The organism is uncultured Aquabacterium sp. (assembly GCF_913773725.1).
Taxonomy (GTDB): Bacteria; Pseudomonadota; Gammaproteobacteria; order Burkholderiales; family Burkholderiaceae_C; genus Aquabacterium.
Map to the genome: position 1 here is coordinate 1 of NZ_CAJYGK010000107.1, position 19,645 is coordinate 19,645.

The window sequence follows — 19,645 nt, forward strand, 5'->3', positions numbered from 1 at the left end:
ATCATGTTGCCCGACAGTTCCGAATCGATCGAGCGGCCGACAAAGGTCGCGATCTCGGAGTGCTCGCCGCGGTGCTGCATGCCCAGTTCCATCACGCCGGCCACTTCCTGGCCGAAGCGCACGCAACGGGTGCACTGGATGCAGCGGCTCATCTCTTCCATCGAGATCAGCGGGCCGACGTCCTTCTTGAAGACGACGCGCTTTTCTTCGTTGTAGCGGGACGAGGAGCCACCGTAGCCTACGGCCAGATCCTGCAGCTGACACTCACCGCCCTGGTCGCAGATCGGGCAGTCCAGCGGGTGGTTGATCAGCAGGAACTCCATCACGCCCTGCTGGGCCTTGATGGCTTTCTCGCTCTTGGTGCGCACGATCATGCCCTGCGTGACCGGGGTCGCGCAGGCCGGCATCGGCTTGGGCGCCTTCTCGATGTCCACGAGACACATGCGGCAGTTCGCCGCGATCGAGAGCTTCTTGTGGTAGCAGAAGTGCGGGATGTAGGTACCGTGCTGTTCGGCCGCATGCATCACCATGCTGCCTTCCTGGCACTGGACTTTCTGTCCGTCGATTTCGATTTCAACCATCGGTGTTTCCCGCTCAGATGTAGGCCGGGACCATGCAGGTCTTGTGTTCGATGTGGTGCACGAACTCATCGCGGTAGTGCTTGATGAACGCGCGCACCGGCATGGCGGCGGCATCACCCAGCGCACAGATCGTGCGACCCTGGATGTTGTCGGCCACCGAGTTCAGCAGGTCGATGTCTTCGGGGCGGCCCTCGCCACGCTCGATGCGATCGACCATGCGCCACAGCCAGCCCGTGCCTTCGCGGCACGGCGTGCACTGGCCGCAGGACTCGTGCATGTAGAAGTAGGACAGGCGTTGCAGGCTCTTGACCATGCAGCGGGTCTCGTCCATCACGATGACGGCGCCCGAGCCCAGCATCGAGCCGGCCTTGGCGATGGAGTCATAGTCCATCGTGCACTCCATCATGATGTGCGCCGGGATCACGGGCGACGACGAGCCACCGGGGATCACGGCCTTGAGCTTCTTGCCGCCACGCACGCCGCCGCACAGTTCGAGCAGCGTCGAGAACGGCGTGCCCAGCGGGATCTCGTAGTTGCCCGGACGCTCCACATCGCCCGACACGGTGAACAGCTTGGTGCCGCCGTTGTTGGGCTTGCCCACGGCCAGGAAGGCCTCGCCGCCGTTGCGGATGATCCAGGGAACGGCCGCGAACGTTTCCGTGTTGTTGATCGTGGTGGGCTTGCCGTAGACGCCGAAGCTCGCCGGGAAAGGCGGCTTGAAGCGGGGCTGGCCCTTCTTGCCTTCGATCGACTCGATCAGGGCGGTTTCCTCGCCGCAGATGTAGGCGCCGAAGCCATGGTGCGCGTGCAGCTGGAAGCTGAAGTTGCTGCCCATGATGTTGTCGCCGAGGTAGCCGGCGGCGCGGGCCTCTTCCAGGGCGGCCTCGAAGCGCTCGTAGACCTCGAAGATCTCGCCGTGGATGTAGTTGAAACCCACCGAGATCCCCATCGCGTAGGCGGCGATGGCCATGCCTTCGATGACGATGTGCGGGTTGTGGCGCAGGATCTCGCGGTCCTTGGCCGTGCCCGGCTCACCTTCGTCGGAGTTGCAGACCAGGTACTTCTGGCCCGGGAAGGCGCGCGGCATGAAGCTCCACTTCAGGCCGGTCGGGAAGCCGGCGCCGCCGCGACCCCGCAGGCCGGAGGCCTTCACTTCGGCGATCACCTGATCCTGCGTCAGGCCTTCACCGCCATCCTTGCCCAGGATCTTGCGCAACGCGGCATAGCCGCCACGTGCTTCATAGTCCTTCAGGCTCCAGTTGGCGCCGTTCAGATCGGCGTAGATCTGGGGGTTGATGTGGCGGCCGTGGAAGCAGGTCTCTGCGCCGGTCGCCTGGAATTGAGAGAGGTCGAGCATGTCTTTCACCTCACTTGGCGTTGGCCTTGAGCACGTCGATCAGCTGGTCCAGCTTCTCGTTGCTCATGAAGCTCACCATCTGGCGATCGTTGACCAAGGCCACCGGCGCATCGGCGCAGGCACCCAGACACTCGCAGTGCTGGATGGTGAACAGGCCATCGGCGGTGGTGCCGCCGTCTTCCACGCCGAGCTTGTCGCACAGGTGCTGAAGGGCCTTCTGGCCATCGCGCAGCTGGCAAGGCAGGTTGGTGCACACGTTGATCTTGAACTGACCAACGGGCTTCTGGTTGTACATGTTGTAGAAGGTGGTGACCTCGTGCACGGCCATCGCGGGCATGCCGATGTAGTCAGCCACTTCCTGTTCGCTCTCCGGCGAGACCCAGCCACGTTCCTGCTGGATGATGGCCAGGCAAGCCATGACCGCCGACACGCGCTGGTCAGCCGGGTACTTGGCGAGTTCGCGGTCGAACCGCGCTTTGGTTTGTTCGCTGAGCATGGGTAGGTCGGTCACTTAGCGGTCGATTTCACCGAACACGATGTCCATCGTGCCGATGATGGCCACGGCGTCGGCCAGCATGTGGCCACGGCTCATCTCGTCGAGGGCGGCGAGGTGGGGGAAGCCGGGGGCACGGATCTTCAGGCGGTAGGGCTTGTTGGCGCCATCGGACACCAGGTAGATGCCGAACTCGCCCTTCGGGTGCTCGACCGCGGCATAGGCCTCGGACTCGGGCACGTGGAAACCTTCGGTGAAGAGCTTGAAGTGGTGGATCAGCTCTTCCATCGAGGTTTTCATCTGCACGCGCGACGGCGGAGCAACCTTGTGGTTGTCGGTGATGACCGGCCCCGGGTTGGCACGCAGCCAGTCCACGCACTGCTTGATGATGCGGTTGGACTGACGCAACTCTTCCACGCGGACCAGATAACGGTCGTAGCAGTCACCGTTCTTGCCGATGGGGATGTCGAAATCGACCTTGTCGTAGACGTCGTAGGGCTGGTGCTTGCGCAGGTCCCACACGATGCCCGAGCCACGCAGCATGGCGCCCGACAGGCCCATCTGCAGGGCGCGCTCGGGGGTGACCACGCCGATGCCGACGGTACGCTGCTTCCAGATGCGGTTGTCGGTCAGCAGCGTTTCGTATTCGTCCACCAGCTTGGGGAAGCGCTGGGTGAAGTCATCGATGAAGTCCAGCAGCGAGCCCTGACGGTTCTCGTTGAGCTTGGCAATGGTCTTCGCGTTCTTGATCTTGCTGACCTTGTACTGCGGCATCGAATCCGGCAGGTCGCGGTAGACGCCACCCGGACGGAAGTAGGCCGCGTGCATGCGCGCGCCCGACACCGCCTCGTACATGTCGAACAGGTCCTCGCGCTCGCGGAAGCAGTAGATGAGGATGTTCATCGCACCGCAATCGAACCCGTGACAGCCCAGCCACAGCAGGTGGTTCAGCACACGGGTGATCTCGGAGAACATCACGCGGATGTACTGCGCGCGCTCGGGCACCTCGATGCCAAGCATCTTCTCGATGGCCAGGCAGTAGGCGTGCTCGTTGCACATCATCGAGACGTAGTCCAGGCGGTCCATGTAGGGCAGCGACTGGATGAAGGTCTTGGACTCGGCCAGCTTTTCAGTGGCGCGGTGCAGCAGGCCGATGTGAGGGTCGGCGCGCTGGATGACTTCGCCGTCCAGCTCGAGCACCAGACGCAGCACGCCGTGGGCTGCCGGGTGCTGAGGACCGAAGTTCAGGGTGTAGTTCTTGATCTCTGCCATGGCTCGTGCTCAGTGGAGACCACCGTAGTTGTCTTCGCGGATGATGCGCGGGGTGATCTCGCGCTGCTCGATGGTGACGGGCTGGTAGATCACGCGCTTCTGCTCGGGGTCGTAGCGCATCTCGACGTGGCCCGTGGTCGGGAAGTCCTTGCGGAACGGGTGGCCGATGAAGCCGTAGTCGGTCAGGATGCGACGCAGATCGGTGTGGCCGTCGAACACGATGCCGTACAGGTCGAAGGCTTCGCGCTCGAACCAGTTCACACCGTTCCAGACGTCACAAAGCGAGGCCAGCACGGGGAAGTCGTCATCCGGCGCAAAGGTCTTCACACGGACGCGCCAGTTCTTGCTGATCGACAGCAGGTGCAACACGACACCGAAGCGAGGACCGTCGGCGTAGATGGACTCGGCGCCATCCTTGTAGGCGGACCAGTCCATGCCGCAGAGATCCTGCAGCTGTTCAAAACGCAGGTCAGCGTGGTCGCGCAGGGTGCGGGCCACGTCCAGGTAATCGGCGGCCGACACGGTGATCGTCAGCTCGCCACGGTCGGCAACCAGGCGCTTGATCTTGTCGCCCAGCACGTTTTGCAGGGCAGCCTGCAGGGTGTCCAGTTTGCTCATGTGCAGGCTCCGGTCAGCGGGCAATGGTGTTTTCGCGGCGGATCTTGGCCTGCAGTTGCAGGATGCCGTAGAGCAGCGCCTCGGCCGTCGGCGGACAGCCCGGGACATAGACATCGACCGGCACGATGCGGTCGCAGCCGCGCACGACCGAGTAGCTGTAGTGGTAATAGCCGCCGCCATTGGCGCACGAGCCCATGGACAGCACCCAGCGGGGTTCGGCCATCTGGTCGTACACCTTGCGCAGTGCCGGTGCCATCTTGTTGCACAGCGTGCCGGCCACGATCATCAGGTCGGACTGGCGCGGGCTGGGACGGAACAGCATGCCGAAGCGGTCGATGTCATAGCGCGCCGCACCGGCGTGCATCATCTCGACCGCACAGCAGGCCAGACCAAATGTCATCGGCCACAGCGAACCGGTCTTGGACCAGTTGATCAGCGTGTCAGCCGAGGTGGTGATGAAGCCCTCTTTGAAGACGCCTTCGATACCCATAGCAATACCTCTTCAGATTCCTGTGTGTTGACGCGACGACCGGATCACTCCCAGTCCAGTGCGCCCTTCTTCCATTCGTAGGCAAAGCCGACGACGAGGATGCCCAGGAACAACATGATGGCCGCGAAACCGACCATGCCCACTTCCTTCAGGGCCACGGCCCAGGGGAACAGGAATGCGATTTCGAGGTCGAACAGAATGAAGAGGATGGCCACCAGGTAGTAGCGCACATCGAACTTCATCCGCGCGTCTTCGAAAGCCTCGAAGCCGCATTCATAAGGCGAGTTCTTTTCGGGGTCCGGACGACGGGGGCCCAGCAGAAAGCCCAGCAACTGTGGCGCAACGCCAACGCCGACGCCAACCAAGATGAAAAGGATGACTGGCAGATACTGCGCGATGTCCATCATGACTCTTGCCTCTTTGTGTGAACCGGACGCGCGATTGAATCACGCGGACAAAACAAAAGGCGCGCCAGGCTTGACGAGAACCGATCCTGAACCGGTTCAATGTCAACCACAGCGCGCCTTCCCGGACACTTTGCACCGATGCCACCCCGAAAGACGGCACCCACTTCCAGATGATCAGCTTGATGGGGACGACCGGAGCTGATCATGAGGGTTGGCACAAGTGTCTGTTGATCTCATGGTGCCGACGGCGAGACTCGAACTCGCACAGCTTTCGCCACTACCCCCTCAAGATAGCGTGTCTACCAATTTCACCACGTCGGCCAAACGGACTGGATGACAGCCCGATCTTTGTTCGTCACTCGTTCGGATTGCATGAGGTTTGCTCACCGAAGACTTCTATTCTAAACCGAAAAACCTGCTCGCTTGAAGGCGTCATTCAACTTTGGTGTCAAACGAACGCCTGCGACGAGACACTTGTCACTTCGTCGGAATCAAGGCAGCACCCGACGCCGAGGCAGGCGACGCGACCGGCGCAGGCGCTGCAGCGCTGGCAGGCTGCTCGAGCACCGACGGGGCTTCGGTCACGGGGCCGCGCAGGTTGCCGAAGTAAGCTAGGCCCAGCGTCGTGCTGAAGAAGATGGTCGCGGCCACCGCGGTGGAGCGAGACAGGAAATTGGCGCTGCCGGTGGCACCGAACAGGCTGCCCGACGCACCACTGCCGAACGAGGCACCCATGTCGGCACCCTTGCCGTGCTGAACCAGCACCAGGCCGATCATGGCCAGAGCGGACACGACCTGGAGCAACAGCACCACGGTCATCAAAGCTTGTTGCATGAACAAAAACTCCTGTGAGGGTCAGGGGCCGATTCAGGCCGCACGCGCGATGGCTGCGAAATCCGCTGCCTTCAGCGCGGCGCCGCCAATCAGACCGCCATCAATATCAGGTTGGGCAAACAGCTGGGCTGCGTTGTCGGGCTTGACCGAACCACCATAGAGCAGCGGCACGACAGCAGCCTCACTGCGGGCCGACTTCAACTGCGCACGCAAGGAGGCGTGCACAGCCTGCGCCTGCTCGGGAGAGGCCGTCTTGCCGGTGCCGATGGCCCAGACGGGCTCGTAAGCCACCACGATGCGAGCCAGATCGGCCCCCAGCGTGTCGATGACAGCCTGGAGCTGGCGCCCCACCACCGCTTCGGTCTGCCCTGCCTCGCGCTCGGCCAGCGTTTCGCCGACACAGACGATGGGGATCAGACCATGGGACAGCGCCGCACGCGCCTTGTCGGCCACGAGCTGGTCGCTTTCCGCGTGGTAGCTGCGGCGCTCGGAGTGACCCACGATGGCGTAGGTGGCCCCGACGTCCCGCAACATCGGCCCCGCCACTTCGCCCGTGTAGGCACCTTGCGCCTGCACGGAGATGTCCTGGCTTCCGACGCCGATGGCACTGCCTTGCAGCGCGGCGGCAACGTCGGCCAGGTACACGAAGGGCGGGCACACGGCCACGTCGGCGCGCGGTGCCGTGGTGGCCAGATCCGAGGCCAGCAAGCCCTGGATCAGTTCGGCATTGGATGCACGCGAGCCGTGCATCTTCCAGTTACCAACAACCAGCTTCTTCATGGCCTGACGGATCACTGTTGTTGCTGTTGGGCCTGCTCGTCACCGTTGCCCTGGGGGGCGTCGGAGAACTGCTGCTCGGCACGGGGGGCGCGCTCGCGGCGCTCGCCACGGTCACCACCGCGGTCACGGCGCTCGCCGCGGTCACCACGGTCACCACGGTCACGGCGCTCACCACGCTCTTCGCGCTCAGGCATGCCTTCCGGACGCTCCAGCAGGGCCTTCATGGACAGCTTGATGCGGCCCTTCTCGTCGGTCTCGAGGACCTTGACCTTGACCATCTGACCTTCGGTCAGGTAATCAGAGACCTTCTCGACGCGCTCGTGGGCGATCTGGCTGATGTGCAGCAGACCGTCCTTGCCCGGCAGCAGGTTCACCAGGGCACCGAAGTCGAACAGCTTGGTGACCGGGCCTTCATACACGGCGCCGATTTCGACTTCAGCGGTGATCTCGGCGATGCGGCGCAGGGCCTCGTCAGCCTTGGCCGTGTCGGCCGAGGCCACCGTGACGGTGCCGTCCTCCGCGATGTTGATCTGGCAACCGGTCTCTTCGCACAGGCCACGGATGGTGGCGCCGCCCTTGCCGATCAGGTCACGGATCTTCTCGGGGTTGATCTTGACGGTGTAGAGGCGCGGGGCGAACTCGGACACCTCGGTGTTGGCGCCCGCCATGGCTTCGGTCATCTTGCCCAGGATGTGCAGACGGGCTTCCTTGGCCTGAGCCAGTGCCACCTGCATGATCTCCTTGGTGATGCCCTGGATCTTGATGTCCATCTGCAGGGCGGTCACACCGGCGGTGGTGCCAGCCACCTTGAAGTCCATGTCGCCGAGGTGATCTTCGTCACCCAGGATGTCGGTCAGGACGGCGAACTTGTTGCCCTCTTTGATCAGGCCCATGGCGATGCCGGCCACGTGGGCCTTCATCGGCACGCCGGCATCCATCATGGCCAGGCAGCCACCGCAGACCGAAGCCATCGACGACGAGCCGTTGGACTCGGTGATTTCCGAGACCACGCGCACGGTGTAGGCGAACTCGTCCTTCGGGGGCAGCAGCGGCACCAGGGCGCGCTTGGCCAGGCGGCCGTGGCCGATTTCGCGGCGCTTGGGGCTGCCGACACGACCCGTTTCGCCGGTGGCGAACGGAGGCATGTTGTAGTGGAACAGGAAGGTGTCGCGGAAGTCACCGGTCAGGGCGTCGATGCGCTGGGCATCCTGCTCCGTGCCGAGGGTGGCGATGACCAGGGCCTGGGTTTCACCACGGGTGAACAGGGCCGAGCCGTGCACACGCGGCAGCACGCCAGTGCGGATCTCGATGGGGCGCACGGTGCGGGTGTCGCGGCCGTCGATGCGGGGCTCACCGGCCAGGATCTGGCTGCGGACGATCTTGGCTTCGATGTCGAACAGCAGACCTTCGACCTTGACGCCGTCGAATTCGATGCCTTCGGCGGTCAGGGCGGCCTTCACGTCGGCGTAGGCGGCGCGGCAGGCCTGGGTGCGGGCCTGCTTGGAGCGGATCTGGTAGGCGGCGCGCAACGGGCCTTCAGCCAGGGCGTTGACCTTGGCGATGAAGTCTTCGTCCTTCGCGGGCGGCTGCCAATCCCAGGCGGGCTTGCCTGCGTCGCGCACCAGTTCGTGGATGGCGTTGATCGCCACACCACCCTGCTCGTGACCGAACACCACGCCGCCCAGCATCACGTCTTCAGACAGCTGGTCGGCTTCGGATTCGACCATCAGCACGGCGGTTTCGGTGCCGGCGACGATCAGGTCCATCTTGGACTCGGCCATCTGCGAGGGGCTGGGGTTCAGCACGTACTCGCCGTTGATGTAGCCCACGCGGGCGGCACCGATCGGGCCGTTGAACGGGATGCCCGAGATCGACAGTGCCGCACTGGAGGCGATCATGGCGGCGATGTCGGCCGACACCTCGGGGTTCAGCGACACCACGTGGATGACCAGCTGCACTTCGTTGAAGAAGCCTTCAGGGAACAGCGGGCGGATCGGGCGGTCGATCAGACGCGAGGTCAGGGTTTCGAGCTCGGAGGGCTTGGCTTCACGCTTGAAGAAGCTGCCAGGGATCTTGCCGGCGGCGTAGGTCTTCTCGATGTAGTCGACGGTCAGGGGGAAGAAATCCTGGCCAGGCTTTGCGTTCTTGGCGCACACGACGGTGGCCAGCACCACGGTGCCTTCGATGTCGACCAGGACGGCGCCGGTGGCCTGACGGGCGATTTCACCGGTCTCCATGGTGACGGTACGGCCGCCCCACTGGAAGGTCTTGGTGACTTTGTTGAACATGGTCATGGATGAGATCTCCGATGTGCCCGAACCCACATGGGACGGGCGTTTTGTTGTGCCTTCACTCGTTCGCGATGCCATTCCAGCGGGGCTGGAAGCGGCGGACGCCACCCGTAGGGGCAGCTCAGCCTCGTTGGAATGACACAGCGGTCGCTTGAGTCGAGTGCCTGGCGTGAAAAAACAAAAAGCCTGTGCTGGGCAGTCCAGACAGGCTTTTTGTCGTCATGCGCTGATTACTTGCGCAGGCCCAGCTTCTGGATCAGGGCGGCGTAACGGTCGAAATCCTTGCCCTTGAGGTAATCGAGCAGCTTGCGACGGCGGCTGACCATGCGCAGCAGGCCGCGACGACCGTGGTGGTCCTTCTTGTTGGCCTTGAAGTGGGGGGTCAGCTCGTTGATACGGGCGGTCAGCAGAGCAACCTGCACTTCAGGAGAGCCGGTGTCGGCTTGGCCACGGGCGTTGGCCTTGATGATCTCGGCCTTGTTGATGTCGGCGACGGACATGGTGTTTCCAGTTCGATGCGAAATGCCTGGCCGGCACCATGGACGCGGCGTGTGGCTGACGCACCCATGCCCCGGTTTCGGCGTTGGACTTGCGGACTCCAGGTGAAACCGACCCGGGCCGTGCGATATGACATGCCTGGACTCAGGCATACCAAGCCCGAGATATTAGCACAGGCACACGCAGGCTGACCACTTGCTGATCGACCGGCGACGGCAGCGCAGTCAGATCGCGGCGAGGTCCCACCGCGGCCGCACATCGAACGACGGCTCCCGACTGAGGCTCGCCTGCCCCGTCTGCAAACGCATGGCGGCGGCGAGGGCGATCATCGCGCCGTTGTCGGTGCACAGGTGCATCTCCGGATAGTGCACCCGGACGCCTCGCCGTCCACAGGCCAAATCCATCTGCGTGCGCAGCAGCCGGTTCGCCCCCACTCCACCCGCCACCACCAGGCGTTTCAACCCGGTGTGCTTCAAGGCCGCCAGGGATTTCTTCAGCAGCACCTCGACGATGGCAGCCTGCGTGGACGCAGCCAGGTCGGACAGCAAAGCGTGATGCCGAGGATCGGCCAGCGCCGGCGCATTGTCCAGCCAGCCAAGACGCACCAAATGGGTGCGCACGGCGGTTTTCAGGCCGGCAAACGAGAAGTCGAGGTTGCCGCTGTGCAGCATCGGACGCGGCAGCTCGAACGCATCACTTCGCCCGCCCTCCGCCAGCCGTGCCAGATGCGGCCCCCCCGGGTAAGGCAGGCCCATCAGCTTGGCGGACTTGTCGAAGGCCTCTCCTGCCGCGTCGTCGACGGTTTCCCCGAGCAAGGTGTACTGCCCGACACCGTCTACCCGCATCAACTGGGTGTGCCCGCCGGAAACCAGCAAGGCCACGAACGGAAAACACGGAGGATCGGCGGACAGGAAGGGCGACAGCAGGTGCCCTTCCAGGTGATGGACGCCCAGAAGGGGGCGGTCCAGTGCCACGCCGAGCGCGCAGGCCATGCCCGCCCCCACCAGCAGCGCACCCGCCAGACCGGGCCCTCGGGTGTAAGCCACCACGTCCACGTCATCCATCGCGTGGCCGGCTGCGGCCATAACCTGGCGGGTCAGTGGGACGACGCGGCGGATGTGGTCGCGCGAGGCCAGCTCGGGCACCACACCGCCATAGGCCTGATGCATGTCGATCTGGCTGTGCAGAGCATGGGCCAGAAGGCGAGGCGCGCCATCCTCCGGCAGAGCAACAAGCGCCACCCCCGTTTCATCACAGGAAGATTCCACCCCAAGAATCAGGCGGGCGGGAGAGGACGCTTTGAGGGACGGGCTGACTCGTTCTGACATCCCGTCAGTTTAGTGGCCCACCGCAACCTGCATGGCCGCCCCGTTTCTGTGCCGGCGCCCCATCTCGGCCGACCGCGCCCCCGCTTTGGTGCTGCGATGGAGCCGGCAGGCACCAGCAAGGACCACCCAGAGGGCGCGCGGGCGTGCGATGACGCACATTCACGCTGGCACACCCTTTGCATGAAAGACGGCACTTCCAGATCAACGGCGATCTGGGCTGTCTCGGGTGTCCAGTGTCGGACCCCGGGCTTCCGACAAAGGTGTCATCGACAGATCAGTGTGCGTGCGCAATGGTCTGGCGACGGCACCTTTTTTGTTTTTCAACACGGGAAAGCATCGCACCATGAACTCGCAGGATCACAAGATGAGCCGCCGCTCCATCCTCAAAACGGCCGCCGCAGCGGGCGCCGTCGGCGTCGTGCCCGGGCTGCAGTCGGCCGTCTGGGCCGCCGGCTCGGACAAGCCGGAGTTGGAGGAGGTCAAGATCGGCTTCATTCCGTTGACCGACTGCGCCTCGGTGGTGATGGCCTCCGTGCTGGGCTTCGACAAGAAATACGGCATCAAGATCGTGCCGACCAAGGAAGCTTCGTGGGCCGGGGTGCGCGACAAGCTGGTGAACGGCGACCTGCACATGGCACACGTGCTGTACGGGCTGGTGTACGGCGTGCACCTGGGCATCGGCGGGCCGAAGAAGGACATGGCCGTGCTGATGAGCCTGAACCACAACGGGCAGGCCATCACACTGTCGAAGGCGCTGGCCGACAAGAAGGCGGTGGATGGCGCATCGCTGGCCAAGCTGATGACCGCCGAGAAGCGGGAGTACACCTTCGCGCAGACTTTCCCGACCGGCACCCATGCCATGTGGCTTTACTACTGGCTGGCGTCCTACGGCATCAACCCGCTGAAGGATGCCAAGGTGATCACCGTGCCGCCGCCGCAGATGGTGGCCAACATGCGCGTGGGCAATATGGATGGCTACTGCGTTGGCGAGCCGTGGGGGCACCGCGCCATCATGGACGGTATCGGCATCACGGCCGTGACCACGCAGGACATCTGGCAGGACCACCCCGAAAAGGTGCTGGGTTGCACGGACGAGTTCGTGCAGAAGTACCCCAACACCGCGCGTGCCGTGATGATGGCCATCCTGGAGGCCGGCAAGTGGATCGACGCCGGCCTGCAGAACAAGCTGAAAATGGCAGAGACCATCGCCGCGAAATCGTATGTGAACACCGGCGTGGACGCCATCAACCAGCGCATTCTGGGTCGCTACCAGAACGGTCTGGGCAAGACCTGGGATGACCCGAATCACATGAAGTTCTTCAATGACGGGAAGGTCAACTTCCCGTACCTGAGCGACGGCATGTGGTTCCTGACGCAACACAAGCGCTGGGGCCTGCTGAAGGATCACCCCGATTACCTGGCCGTTGCCAAACAGGTCAACAAGATCGATCTGTACAAGCAGGCAGCCAGCGGCGTGGGTGTCAGCGTGCCGAAGGATGTGATGCGCACGAGCAAGATGATCGACGGCGTGATCTGGGACGGCAAGGATCCGAAGAAGTACGCCGACAGTTTCAAGCTCAAGGCCTGAGCCACCGGTTGCGTGCAACCTGCCCGATACGACGTCACCCGCACACACTGAACCCCGCTGAGACCGGCCACGCCGCGCCCAAGATGGCGCCAGACTTGCAGAACAGGCAAGGACCAGGACATCCACATGATGGATGGCGGCGATGACCTTTGTTCACCGATGCAGACGTCGGTCGGGCAGGCCTTGCGCCTGCCCCGCCACCCTCTTTCGCCCTTTCGACTTCAGGAGCCCGACATGGTCAGCGCCGTCTTTCACAGCCCATCGGACGCCAGCGACGCGCTGCGTGCCGACAAGGCTGCCTCCACCGCTTCTCCGTTTTCTGCCTCACCCATGACTTCCGCCACCACGTCGGCTTCCGCCCCTGCGGCCCGCCCCCAACCTGCCACGCCGCGCGCTCCGATCGACTGGAGCGCCTGGCTGCTCAAGGTGCTGTCGCCCATGGCGGGCCTGGCGGTGCTGATCGGCGTGTGGGCCCTGCTGACGATGAAGGGCGGCAACTTCCCGACGCCGCTGGCCACCTGGCACGCTGCGGTCGATCTGTTTGCCGACCCGTTCTACAGCAACGGCCCGAATGACCAGGGCATCGGCTGGAACATCCTGTTTTCGCTCAAGCGCGTGGCGATGGGCTTCGGTCTCGCCGCGCTGGTCGGCATCCCGATGGGGTTCATCATCGGACGCTCCAAGATCATCGGCAGCATGCTGAACCCGATCATCAGCCTGCTGCGACCGGTGTCGCCGCTGGCCTGGCTGCCGATCGGCCTGCTCGTGTTCAAGTCGGCTGACCCGGCCGCCATCTGGACGATCTTCATCTGCTCGATCTGGCCGATGATCATCAACACCGCCGTGGGCGTGCAACGTGTGCCCGAGGACTACCTGAACGTCGCCAAGGTGCTGAACCTGAGCGAGTGGAAGGTCGTCACCAAGATCCTGTTCCCCTCTGTGCTGCCCTACATGCTGACCGGTGTGCGCCTGTCGGTGGGCACGGCCTGGCTGGTGATCGTCGCGGCCGAGATGCTGACCGGTGGCGTGGGCATCGGCTTCTGGGTCTGGGACGAGTGGAACAACCTCAATGTGCAGCACATCATCATCGCGATCTTCGTGATCGGCATTGTGGGCCTGCTGCTGGAACAGGCGCTGGTCTCCATCGCCAAGCGCTTCAGCTTCGAGTAAGCCACCTCACCATCACAAGGAGTCCGTCATGTCCCACTTCATCGACATCCGCAACGCCGAGATGGTGTTCAACACGAAGAAGGGCCGCTTTCACGCACTGCGCGACATCAACCTGGGCATCGAGAAGGGGGAGTTCATCGCCCTGATCGGTCACTCGGGCTGCGGCAAGTCGACCCTGCTCAACCTGATTGCCGGCCTGCTGCTGCCCAGCGAGGGCGGCCTGATCTGCGACAACAAGGAGATTGCAGGGCCGGGCCCGGAGCGGGCCATGGTGTTCCAGAACCACTCGCTGCTGCCGTGGCTGACCTGCTTCGACAACGTCTACCTGGCGGTCGAGCGCGTGTTCGGCGCCAAGGAAAGCAAGGCGCAACTGAAGGCCCGCACCCAGGCGGCGCTGGAACTGGTGAACATGGCGCACGCCACTCAGAAGCGCCCCAACGAAATCTCGGGCGGTATGAAGCAGCGGGTGGGAATCGCCCGGGCGTTGGCGATGGAGCCCAAGGTGCTGTTGATGGACGAGCCCTTCGGCGCGCTGGACGCCCTGACCCGCGCCCACCTGCAGGATGAATTGCTGAAGATCGTGGCGCGCACCAAGAGCACGGTGGTGATGGTCACGCACGATGTGGACGAGGCGGTGTTGCTGTCGGACCGCATCGTGATGATGACCAACGGCCCTGCCGCCACCATCGGCGAGGTGCTGGAGGTGCCGCTGGCCCGGCCACGCAACCGGGTCGAACTGGCCGAGGACGCCACTTACATGCACTGCCGCAAGGCGGTGCTCGACTTCCTGTACACGCGCCACGGTGCGCCCCAGAAAGAGGCAGCGTGAGGGCCTGACCGGCCCACCGCTGGGGACGCAAAGCTGGCACAGCTCCTGCTTTATCAAACGAGACCGCTTGATTCGCCAGAGCCAGGCGGTCTTCCTCAGCGGGGGTCAGTGGTCCGCGAAAATGCCACAGACCTCTTCACGCCTTCCGGTTTCAGGACCGGAAGGCGTCTTTTTTTGCCATGCCCCAGAACAGGGCGCCCAGCACGATCATGGGGACGCACAGCCATTGCCCCATGCTCATGTTCATGGCCAGCAGGCCCAGAAAGCTGTCCGGCTCGCGGAAGTACTCGGCGATGAAACGGAAGGTGCCGTAGCCGAACAGAAAGGCCCCCGCGACGGCACCCTGAGGACGCGGCACCCGGGCATACCACCACAGCAAGGCGAACAGCAGCAAGCCCTCCAGCCCGAACTGGTACAGCTGGGAGGGATGACGGGCGAGGTCGGTGCCGGACTGCGGGAAGACCATGGCCCACGGCAAGGACGGATCAGCTGCGCGCCCCCACAACTCCCCGTTGATGAAGTTACCGATGCGCCCCGCCGCAAGTCCGATGGGCACGCACGGCGCCACCAGATCGGCCACTTCGAAGAAACGTCGGCCTTGTCGTCTTGCATACAGCGCCATGGCGGCGATCACACCGAGCAGTCCGCCATGAAAGGCCATGCCACCTTGCCAGACAGCGAAGATCTCGGCGGGGTGGCTCAGATAATGACCCGGCTTGTAGAACAGGACGTAGCCCAGTCGCCCACCCAGAACAACGCCGAGAACACCGAAGAACAGCAGGTCCTCGACCATCTGCCGGTTCCATCCACGCGTGGAGAAAACCGGGGAAGCCGCGCGGCGAACGGCCAGCAGGTAAAACAAGGTAAACGCGACCAGGTAGGTCAGCCCATACCAGTGGACTTGCAACGGCCCCAGGCTCAGGGCGATCGGGTCGAATTGAGGGTGAATCAGCATGCGCGAACGATAACCGATCACGCCTGCCCGAATGTGGGGAGCCGCAAGCAGGATGCCAGCATACGCTGCTAGCATCGCGCCCATGAACCCGACCACCATTCAGCTTATTGGCGCCATCCTGTTTGGCCTGGCCTTGATTCACACCTTCTCGACCCGGTTCTTCGAGCACCTTGCACACAGCCGTCCGAACCACGCGGGGCTGTGGCACTTCCTGGCGGAAGTCGAAGTCGTGTTCGGGTTCTGGGCCCTCGTCCTGATGGTCTTCATGTTTGCCATCCTCGGCAAGCAGGAGGCGACGCAATACCTCGACACCCGCAACTTCACGGAGCCGCTGTTCGTCTTTGCGATCATGGTGGCGGCGGCCAGTCGTCCGGTGATCCTGCTCGCGGGTCAGGTCACCCGCCTGCTGACACGCCTCATCCCGCTGCCGGGTGCCATGGCCTCGACCCTGGTGATCCTGTCGGCGGTGCCGCTCATGGGATCCTTCATCACCGAGCCCGCGGCCATGACGCTGGCTGCGCTGCTGCTGCGTGATGGTGTCTACAAGCTCGGCATCTCGGAGCGCCTGAAGTACGGCATTCTCGGCGTGCTGTTCGTCAACGTGTCGATCGGCGGCACGCTCACGCCGTACGCGGCGCCGCCCGTGCTGATGGTGGCCTCAGCCTGGGGCTGGGACCTGTCGTTCATGCTGACCCAGTTCGGCTGGAAGGCCGCACTGGCCGTTGTGATCAACGCGTCCGCGCTCGTCATCCTGTTTGCGCGCGAGTTCATCCAGCTGCGTCCGTCAGCCCCCAAGCGCGAAGACACCCCGCCCGTCCTGGTCACGTTGATTCACCTGGCCTTCCTGGCCGGCATCGTCGTGTTTGCCCACCACCCCGCCGTCTTCATGGGGCTGTTCCTGTTCTTCCTCGGATTCACGGCCGCCTACGAGCGCTACCAGTCGCCGCTGATCCTGCGCGAAGGCTTGCTGGTGGCCTTCTTCCTGGCGGGCCTGGTGGTACTGGGGGGGCAGCAGCAATGGTGGCTGGAGCCGCTGCTGCTGAGCATGAGCAGCGATGCCATCTTCTTCGGCGCAACCGCGCTGACCGCCATCACGGACAACGCCGCCCTGACCTACCTCGGTTCGCTGGTGCCGGGTCTGAGCGACGAGTTCAAGTACGCGCTGGTGGCAGGCGCCGTGTGCGGCGGCGGCCTGACGATCATCGCCAATGCACCGAACCCTGCCGGTGCATCCATCCTCAAGGCGGGCTTCCACGAGCAAGTGATCAATGCCGGTGGCCTGCTGCTGGCCGCCCTGCCCGGCACGCTCGTGGCCGTGCTGTGCCTCAAGCTGCTGTGAAGCCAGGGCACCGCGGGGCGTTCACATGGTCGTGACGCCGCGGGCCCGCCACACGGCCTTCTCCGCTTCGACGGCAAGAAACTTCGCCACGGCGAGGGCCACAATGACGGCCCAGGTCGCCAGGTCCAGCGGCGCGGTCTGAAAGACGGCCTGCATGGGTGGCAGGTAGGTAAAGGCCAACTGCAGTCCGACCAGCACCACGCTGACCGCGAACGCCACCCGGTTGCCGAGGAGCACCTCGCGCCCCCAGGCCGGGGCGGTGAAGTGCCGCACGTTGAACAGGTAGACCATTTCGCCCAGGGCCAGCATGTTGACCGCGGCCGTGCGAGCCTGCTCCAGGCTGTGTCCACTGGCCAGACTCCACTCGAAGACGGCGAACGTGACGGCGACCATCAAGGCGCTCACGTAGGCCATGCGAAAGGCCAACGCCCCTCCGATCAAGGGTGCACGAGCCAGTCGCGGGGGGCGGCTCATCACTCCGGGCTCGCCCGGTTCGAAGGCCAGTGCCAGCGCCAGCGTCACCGCCGTGACAGTGTTGACCCACAGGATCTGCCCCGCCGTCACCGGCAGCGCCAGTCCGGCAAAAATGGCCAGCACGATGACCCCGGCCTCACCGAAGTTCGTCGGCATCATGAACAGCAGTGACTTCTTGATGTTGTCGAACACCACCCGCCCCTGGTGCACAGCGTGCGCAATCGTGGCGAAGTGGTCGTCCGTGAGCACCACATCGGCGGCCTCGCGCGCCGCGTCCGTTCCCTTGAGGCCCATCGCCACCCCGATGTCGGCCGCCTTGAGCGCCGGGGCGTCGTTGACGCCGTCCCCCGTCATCGCCACGAACTGCCCTTGCGCCTGGAGCGCGGAGATGAGCCGCAGTTTGTGCTCAGGACTGGCCCGCGCAAACACATCGACCTCGCTGGCGCGGGATTGCAGCATCGCGTCGTCCATCGCGTCGATCTCGTCGCCCGTGAGGGCCCGATCCGCCTGCAGGCCGAGTGCCTTGCCAATGGCGGCGGCCGTGACGGCATGATCTCCTGTGATCATCTTGACCCGGATGCCTGCCTCTTGACACCGGGCCACGGCGGCCCTGGCTTCGGGGCGAGGTGGGTCGATCAGGCCGACCAGCCCCAGCAGGGTGAAACGCCGGTGGATGTCGGCATGGGACAGGCTGACCTGGCCGGGATCGACCTCGCACCGGGCCAGCGCCAGAACCCGCTCACCGGCCCGGGCCGACTCATCGATTCGACGCTGCCATAAGGCCTCGTCCAGCGGCGTGCCGTCTGCCTGCACGGTGCACAGCGCCAGCACGCGCTCTGGTGCGCCTTTGAGCAACACGAAGGCCCGGCCGTCGTGGTCGTGGTGCAAGGTGGCCATGTAACGGTGTTCGGATTCGAACGGGATGGCGTCGAGGCGGGGGCAAGCGGCCTCCACGCCCGGCGAATCCAGCCCGGCACGTCGGGCCAGCACCAGCAGGGCCCCCTCGGTCGGGTCGCCGATGACGCGCCAGCCTTCGTCGGCCCCGCCCTCCAGGCGCGCGTCGTTGCACAGCAGGCCGCAACGCACAAGGTGGTCCAGCGCGGGGTCGTCTGCCGCGTCCAGAACACGTTCGCCTTGATGGACCGCGCCTTCGGGGGCATACCCCGTGCCGGTGACGCGCAGGGTGCGATCCATCAGCACGAGGCGCACGGCACTCATTTCGTTGCAGGTCAGGGTCCCGGTCTTGTCCGTGCAGATGACAGACACCGATCCCAGCGTTTCCACCGCCGGCAACCTGCGCACGACCGCGCGATCGTGCGCCATGGCCCGCGTGCCGAGCGCCAGCACGATGGTCACCACCGCGGGAAGCCCCTCCGGAATGGCGGCCACAGCGAGCCCGACCACCGCGAGAAACACCTCCAGCGCTGCCAGACCGGCGACCAGGTAACCGTAGGCAAAGGTCGCGGCGCCGATCACGAGGATCAAGATCGTGATCTGGCGTGCGAACTGGTCCAACCGACGGGTCAGCGGGGTAGCCAGCGTGACGACTTCGCGAACGAGCGAGCCGATGCGGCCGATCTCCGTGCGCTCGCCTGTCGCGACCACCGCCGCGACAGCCTGACCCTGCGCCACAAGGGTGCCGGCGTGCAGCATGCCGTGGCGATCGGCGAGCGGCGCCGATGCAGCTTGGGCCTCCGCCGTCTTGTCAACCGGCACGGACTCCCCCGTCAACGCGGCTTCATTGACACGCAAGCCCTTGGCCCGCAGCACCCGCAGGTCGGCTGGCACGCGGTCGCCCGAGGCCAGGCAGACGATGTCGCCAGGCACCAGCTCTCCGGCATCGATGGCCCGCCGCTCGCCGTCACGCAAGACAAGCGCATGTGCGGCCAGCATGGAGCGCACGGCTTCCAACGCCCGCTCCGCCTTGCCTTCCTGCACAAAGCCGATCATGGCATTGACGAGCACCACGCCGAGGATGACTGCCGCATCGACGTGGTCCTGCAGGGCCAGGGTGGCCCCTCCTGCGACGAGCAACACGTAGATCAACGGATTGTGGAACTGCAGCAGGAAACGTCGCCAGGCGGGCCGACGCGGCGCTTCCGGCAACCGATTGGCGCCGCAGCGAGTCAGGCGTTCCGCCACGTCCGGCCCAGTCAGGCCCTGCACTGGGTCCGTCCTCAAGGCGGCCACCACGTCATCCACCGAAAGGGCGTGCCAGGCGACGGGGGTGGCCGCGAGGTGTTCGCTCGTCATGCATCTCCTCCTTGCAGGACGCTACCGGCAAAAAAAGAGCCCCGACTTGCGGGGCCTCAAGGCAGGCTCTTTGCGACGAAGCGGCAAC

The 19,645-nt window shown here is 64.5% G+C and carries 18 protein-coding genes and 1 tRNA gene; 4 read left to right on the plus strand and 15 right to left on the minus strand.

The window, feature by feature from the left end; translation table 11 throughout:
- From QZ709_RS12950 to tsaD, 13 genes are all read right to left on the minus strand, one after another.
- The coding region (locus tag QZ709_RS12950; RefSeq protein ID WP_294637700.1) for a 2Fe-2S iron-sulfur cluster-binding protein at positions 1-581 on the minus strand (581 nt) is incomplete at its 3' end.
- A gap of 13 nt (positions 582-594) precedes the next feature.
- Positions 595-1,938 (minus strand): NADH-quinone oxidoreductase subunit NuoF, encoded by a 1,344-nt coding sequence (gene nuoF, locus QZ709_RS12955; protein ID WP_294637701.1) that lies wholly within the window; start codon positions 1,936-1,938, stop codon positions 595-597.
- Positions 1,939-1,948: 10 nt separating this feature from the next.
- Positions 1,949-2,434: an NADH-quinone oxidoreductase subunit NuoE gene (gene nuoE, locus QZ709_RS12960; protein ID WP_294637702.1), complete on the minus strand. Its 486-nt coding sequence runs from the start codon at positions 2,432-2,434 to the stop codon at positions 1,949-1,951.
- A 15-nt stretch (positions 2,435-2,449) separates the two neighbouring features.
- On the minus strand, positions 2,450-3,703 hold the full coding sequence (locus tag QZ709_RS12965; RefSeq protein WP_294637703.1) for an NADH-quinone oxidoreductase subunit D: 1,254 nt from the start codon (positions 3,701-3,703) through the stop codon (positions 2,450-2,452).
- 9 nt (positions 3,704-3,712) lie between these two features.
- Entirely contained in the window at positions 3,713-4,321 is a 609-nt protein-coding gene (locus QZ709_RS12970) for an NADH-quinone oxidoreductase subunit C (protein WP_294637704.1), read from the minus strand.
- Between the two features lie 13 nt (positions 4,322-4,334).
- Entirely contained in the window at positions 4,335-4,811 is a 477-nt protein-coding gene (locus QZ709_RS12975; protein ID WP_035035151.1) for an NADH-quinone oxidoreductase subunit B family protein, read from the minus strand.
- A 44-nt stretch (positions 4,812-4,855) separates the two neighbouring features.
- Positions 4,856-5,215 (minus strand): NADH-quinone oxidoreductase subunit A, encoded by a 360-nt coding sequence (locus QZ709_RS12980; RefSeq protein WP_294637724.1) that lies wholly within the window; start codon positions 5,213-5,215, stop codon positions 4,856-4,858.
- Between the two features lie 239 nt (positions 5,216-5,454).
- Positions 5,455-5,539 (minus strand) — tRNA-Leu (locus tag QZ709_RS12985).
- 156 nt (positions 5,540-5,695) lie between these two features.
- Positions 5,696-6,052: a preprotein translocase subunit SecG gene (gene secG, locus QZ709_RS12990; RefSeq protein WP_294637705.1), complete on the minus strand. Its 357-nt coding sequence runs from the start codon at positions 6,050-6,052 to the stop codon at positions 5,696-5,698.
- A 33-nt stretch (positions 6,053-6,085) separates the two neighbouring features.
- Entirely contained in the window at positions 6,086-6,832 is a 747-nt protein-coding gene (gene tpiA, locus QZ709_RS12995; protein ID WP_294637706.1) for a triose-phosphate isomerase, read from the minus strand.
- Positions 6,833-6,843: 11 nt separating this feature from the next.
- The gene (pnp, locus tag QZ709_RS13000; RefSeq protein ID WP_294637707.1) at positions 6,844-9,126 is read right to left on the minus strand and encodes a polyribonucleotide nucleotidyltransferase; all 2,283 of its coding nucleotides are present in this window, start codon (positions 9,124-9,126) and stop codon (positions 6,844-6,846) included.
- A 227-nt stretch (positions 9,127-9,353) separates the two neighbouring features.
- Positions 9,354-9,623, minus strand: a complete 270-nt coding sequence (gene rpsO / locus QZ709_RS13005; RefSeq protein ID WP_294637708.1) for a 30S ribosomal protein S15 — start codon at positions 9,621-9,623, stop codon at positions 9,354-9,356.
- 222 nt (positions 9,624-9,845) lie between these two features.
- Positions 9,846-10,949, minus strand: a complete 1,104-nt coding sequence (gene tsaD / locus QZ709_RS13010) for a tRNA (adenosine(37)-N6)-threonylcarbamoyltransferase complex transferase subunit TsaD (RefSeq protein WP_294637709.1) — start codon at positions 10,947-10,949, stop codon at positions 9,846-9,848.
- Positions 10,950-11,292: 343 nt separating this feature from the next.
- Between tsaD and QZ709_RS13015 the strand changes: the two genes are divergently transcribed.
- The 3 genes from QZ709_RS13015 to QZ709_RS13025 all read left to right on the plus strand — a co-directional run bounded on the left by QZ709_RS13015 (position 11,293) and on the right by QZ709_RS13025 (position 14,536).
- Positions 11,293-12,537, plus strand: coding sequence for a CmpA/NrtA family ABC transporter substrate-binding protein (locus tag QZ709_RS13015; RefSeq protein ID WP_294637710.1), 1,245 nt, complete (start codon positions 11,293-11,295; stop codon positions 12,535-12,537).
- Positions 12,538-12,771: 234 nt separating this feature from the next.
- Positions 12,772-13,707, plus strand: a complete 936-nt coding sequence (gene ntrB, locus QZ709_RS13020; RefSeq protein ID WP_294637711.1) for a nitrate ABC transporter permease — start codon at positions 12,772-12,774, stop codon at positions 13,705-13,707.
- 28 nt (positions 13,708-13,735) lie between these two features.
- The gene (locus tag QZ709_RS13025) at positions 13,736-14,536 is read left to right on the plus strand and encodes an ABC transporter ATP-binding protein (protein ID WP_294637712.1); all 801 of its coding nucleotides are present in this window, start codon (positions 13,736-13,738) and stop codon (positions 14,534-14,536) included.
- A 151-nt stretch (positions 14,537-14,687) separates the two neighbouring features.
- Here QZ709_RS13025 and lgt read toward each other — a convergent pair whose 3' ends face one another.
- On the minus strand, positions 14,688-15,491 hold the full coding sequence (gene lgt, locus QZ709_RS13030) for a prolipoprotein diacylglyceryl transferase (protein WP_294637713.1): 804 nt from the start codon (positions 15,489-15,491) through the stop codon (positions 14,688-14,690).
- Between the two features lie 82 nt (positions 15,492-15,573).
- On the opposite strand from lgt, the gene QZ709_RS13035 reads away from it, so the two are divergent.
- Positions 15,574-16,830, plus strand: coding sequence for a putative Na+/H+ antiporter (locus QZ709_RS13035; protein WP_294637714.1), 1,257 nt, complete (start codon positions 15,574-15,576; stop codon positions 16,828-16,830).
- 21 nt (positions 16,831-16,851) lie between these two features.
- Here QZ709_RS13035 and QZ709_RS13040 read toward each other — a convergent pair whose 3' ends face one another.
- Positions 16,852-19,557 (minus strand): HAD-IC family P-type ATPase, encoded by a 2,706-nt coding sequence (locus tag QZ709_RS13040; RefSeq protein ID WP_294637715.1) that lies wholly within the window; start codon positions 19,555-19,557, stop codon positions 16,852-16,854.
- Between the last annotated feature and the right edge of the window lie 88 nt (positions 19,558-19,645).

Excerpts from the sequence above, each read along its gene's own strand:
- nuoF (WP_294637701.1), bottom strand. The coding sequence starts at position 1,938 with ATGCTCGACCTCTCTCAATTCCAGGCGACCGGCGCAGAGACCTGCTTC.
- nuoE (WP_294637702.1), bottom strand. The coding sequence starts at position 2,434 with ATGCTCAGCGAACAAACCAAAGCGCGGTTCGACCGCGAACTCGCCAAG.
- QZ709_RS12965 (WP_294637703.1), bottom strand. The coding sequence starts at position 3,703 with ATGGCAGAGATCAAGAACTACACCCTGAACTTCGGTCCTCAGCACCCG.
- QZ709_RS12970 (WP_294637704.1), bottom strand. The coding sequence starts at position 4,321 with ATGAGCAAACTGGACACCCTGCAGGCTGCCCTGCAAAACGTGCTGGGC.
- QZ709_RS12975 (WP_035035151.1), bottom strand. The coding sequence starts at position 4,811 with ATGGGTATCGAAGGCGTCTTCAAAGAGGGCTTCATCACCACCTCGGCT.
- QZ709_RS12980 (WP_294637724.1), bottom strand. The coding sequence starts at position 5,215 with ATGGACATCGCGCAGTATCTGCCAGTCATCCTTTTCATCTTGGTTGGC.
- secG (WP_294637705.1), bottom strand. The coding sequence starts at position 6,052 with ATGCAACAAGCTTTGATGACCGTGGTGCTGTTGCTCCAGGTCGTGTCC.
- tpiA (WP_294637706.1), bottom strand. The coding sequence starts at position 6,832 with ATGAAGAAGCTGGTTGTTGGTAACTGGAAGATGCACGGCTCGCGTGCA.
- pnp (WP_294637707.1), bottom strand. The coding sequence starts at position 9,126 with ATGACCATGTTCAACAAAGTCACCAAGACCTTCCAGTGGGGCGGCCGT.
- rpsO (WP_294637708.1), bottom strand. The coding sequence starts at position 9,623 with ATGTCCGTCGCCGACATCAACAAGGCCGAGATCATCAAGGCCAACGCC.
- tsaD (WP_294637709.1), bottom strand. The coding sequence starts at position 10,949 with ATGTCAGAACGAGTCAGCCCGTCCCTCAAAGCGTCCTCTCCCGCCCGC.
- QZ709_RS13015 (WP_294637710.1), top strand. The coding sequence starts at position 11,293 with ATGAACTCGCAGGATCACAAGATGAGCCGCCGCTCCATCCTCAAAACG.
- ntrB (WP_294637711.1), top strand. The coding sequence starts at position 12,772 with ATGGTCAGCGCCGTCTTTCACAGCCCATCGGACGCCAGCGACGCGCTG.
- QZ709_RS13025 (WP_294637712.1), top strand. The coding sequence starts at position 13,736 with ATGTCCCACTTCATCGACATCCGCAACGCCGAGATGGTGTTCAACACG.
- lgt (WP_294637713.1), bottom strand. The coding sequence starts at position 15,491 with ATGCTGATTCACCCTCAATTCGACCCGATCGCCCTGAGCCTGGGGCCG.
- QZ709_RS13035 (WP_294637714.1), top strand. The coding sequence starts at position 15,574 with ATGAACCCGACCACCATTCAGCTTATTGGCGCCATCCTGTTTGGCCTG.
- QZ709_RS13040 (WP_294637715.1), bottom strand. The coding sequence starts at position 19,557 with ATGACGAGCGAACACCTCGCGGCCACCCCCGTCGCCTGGCACGCCCTT.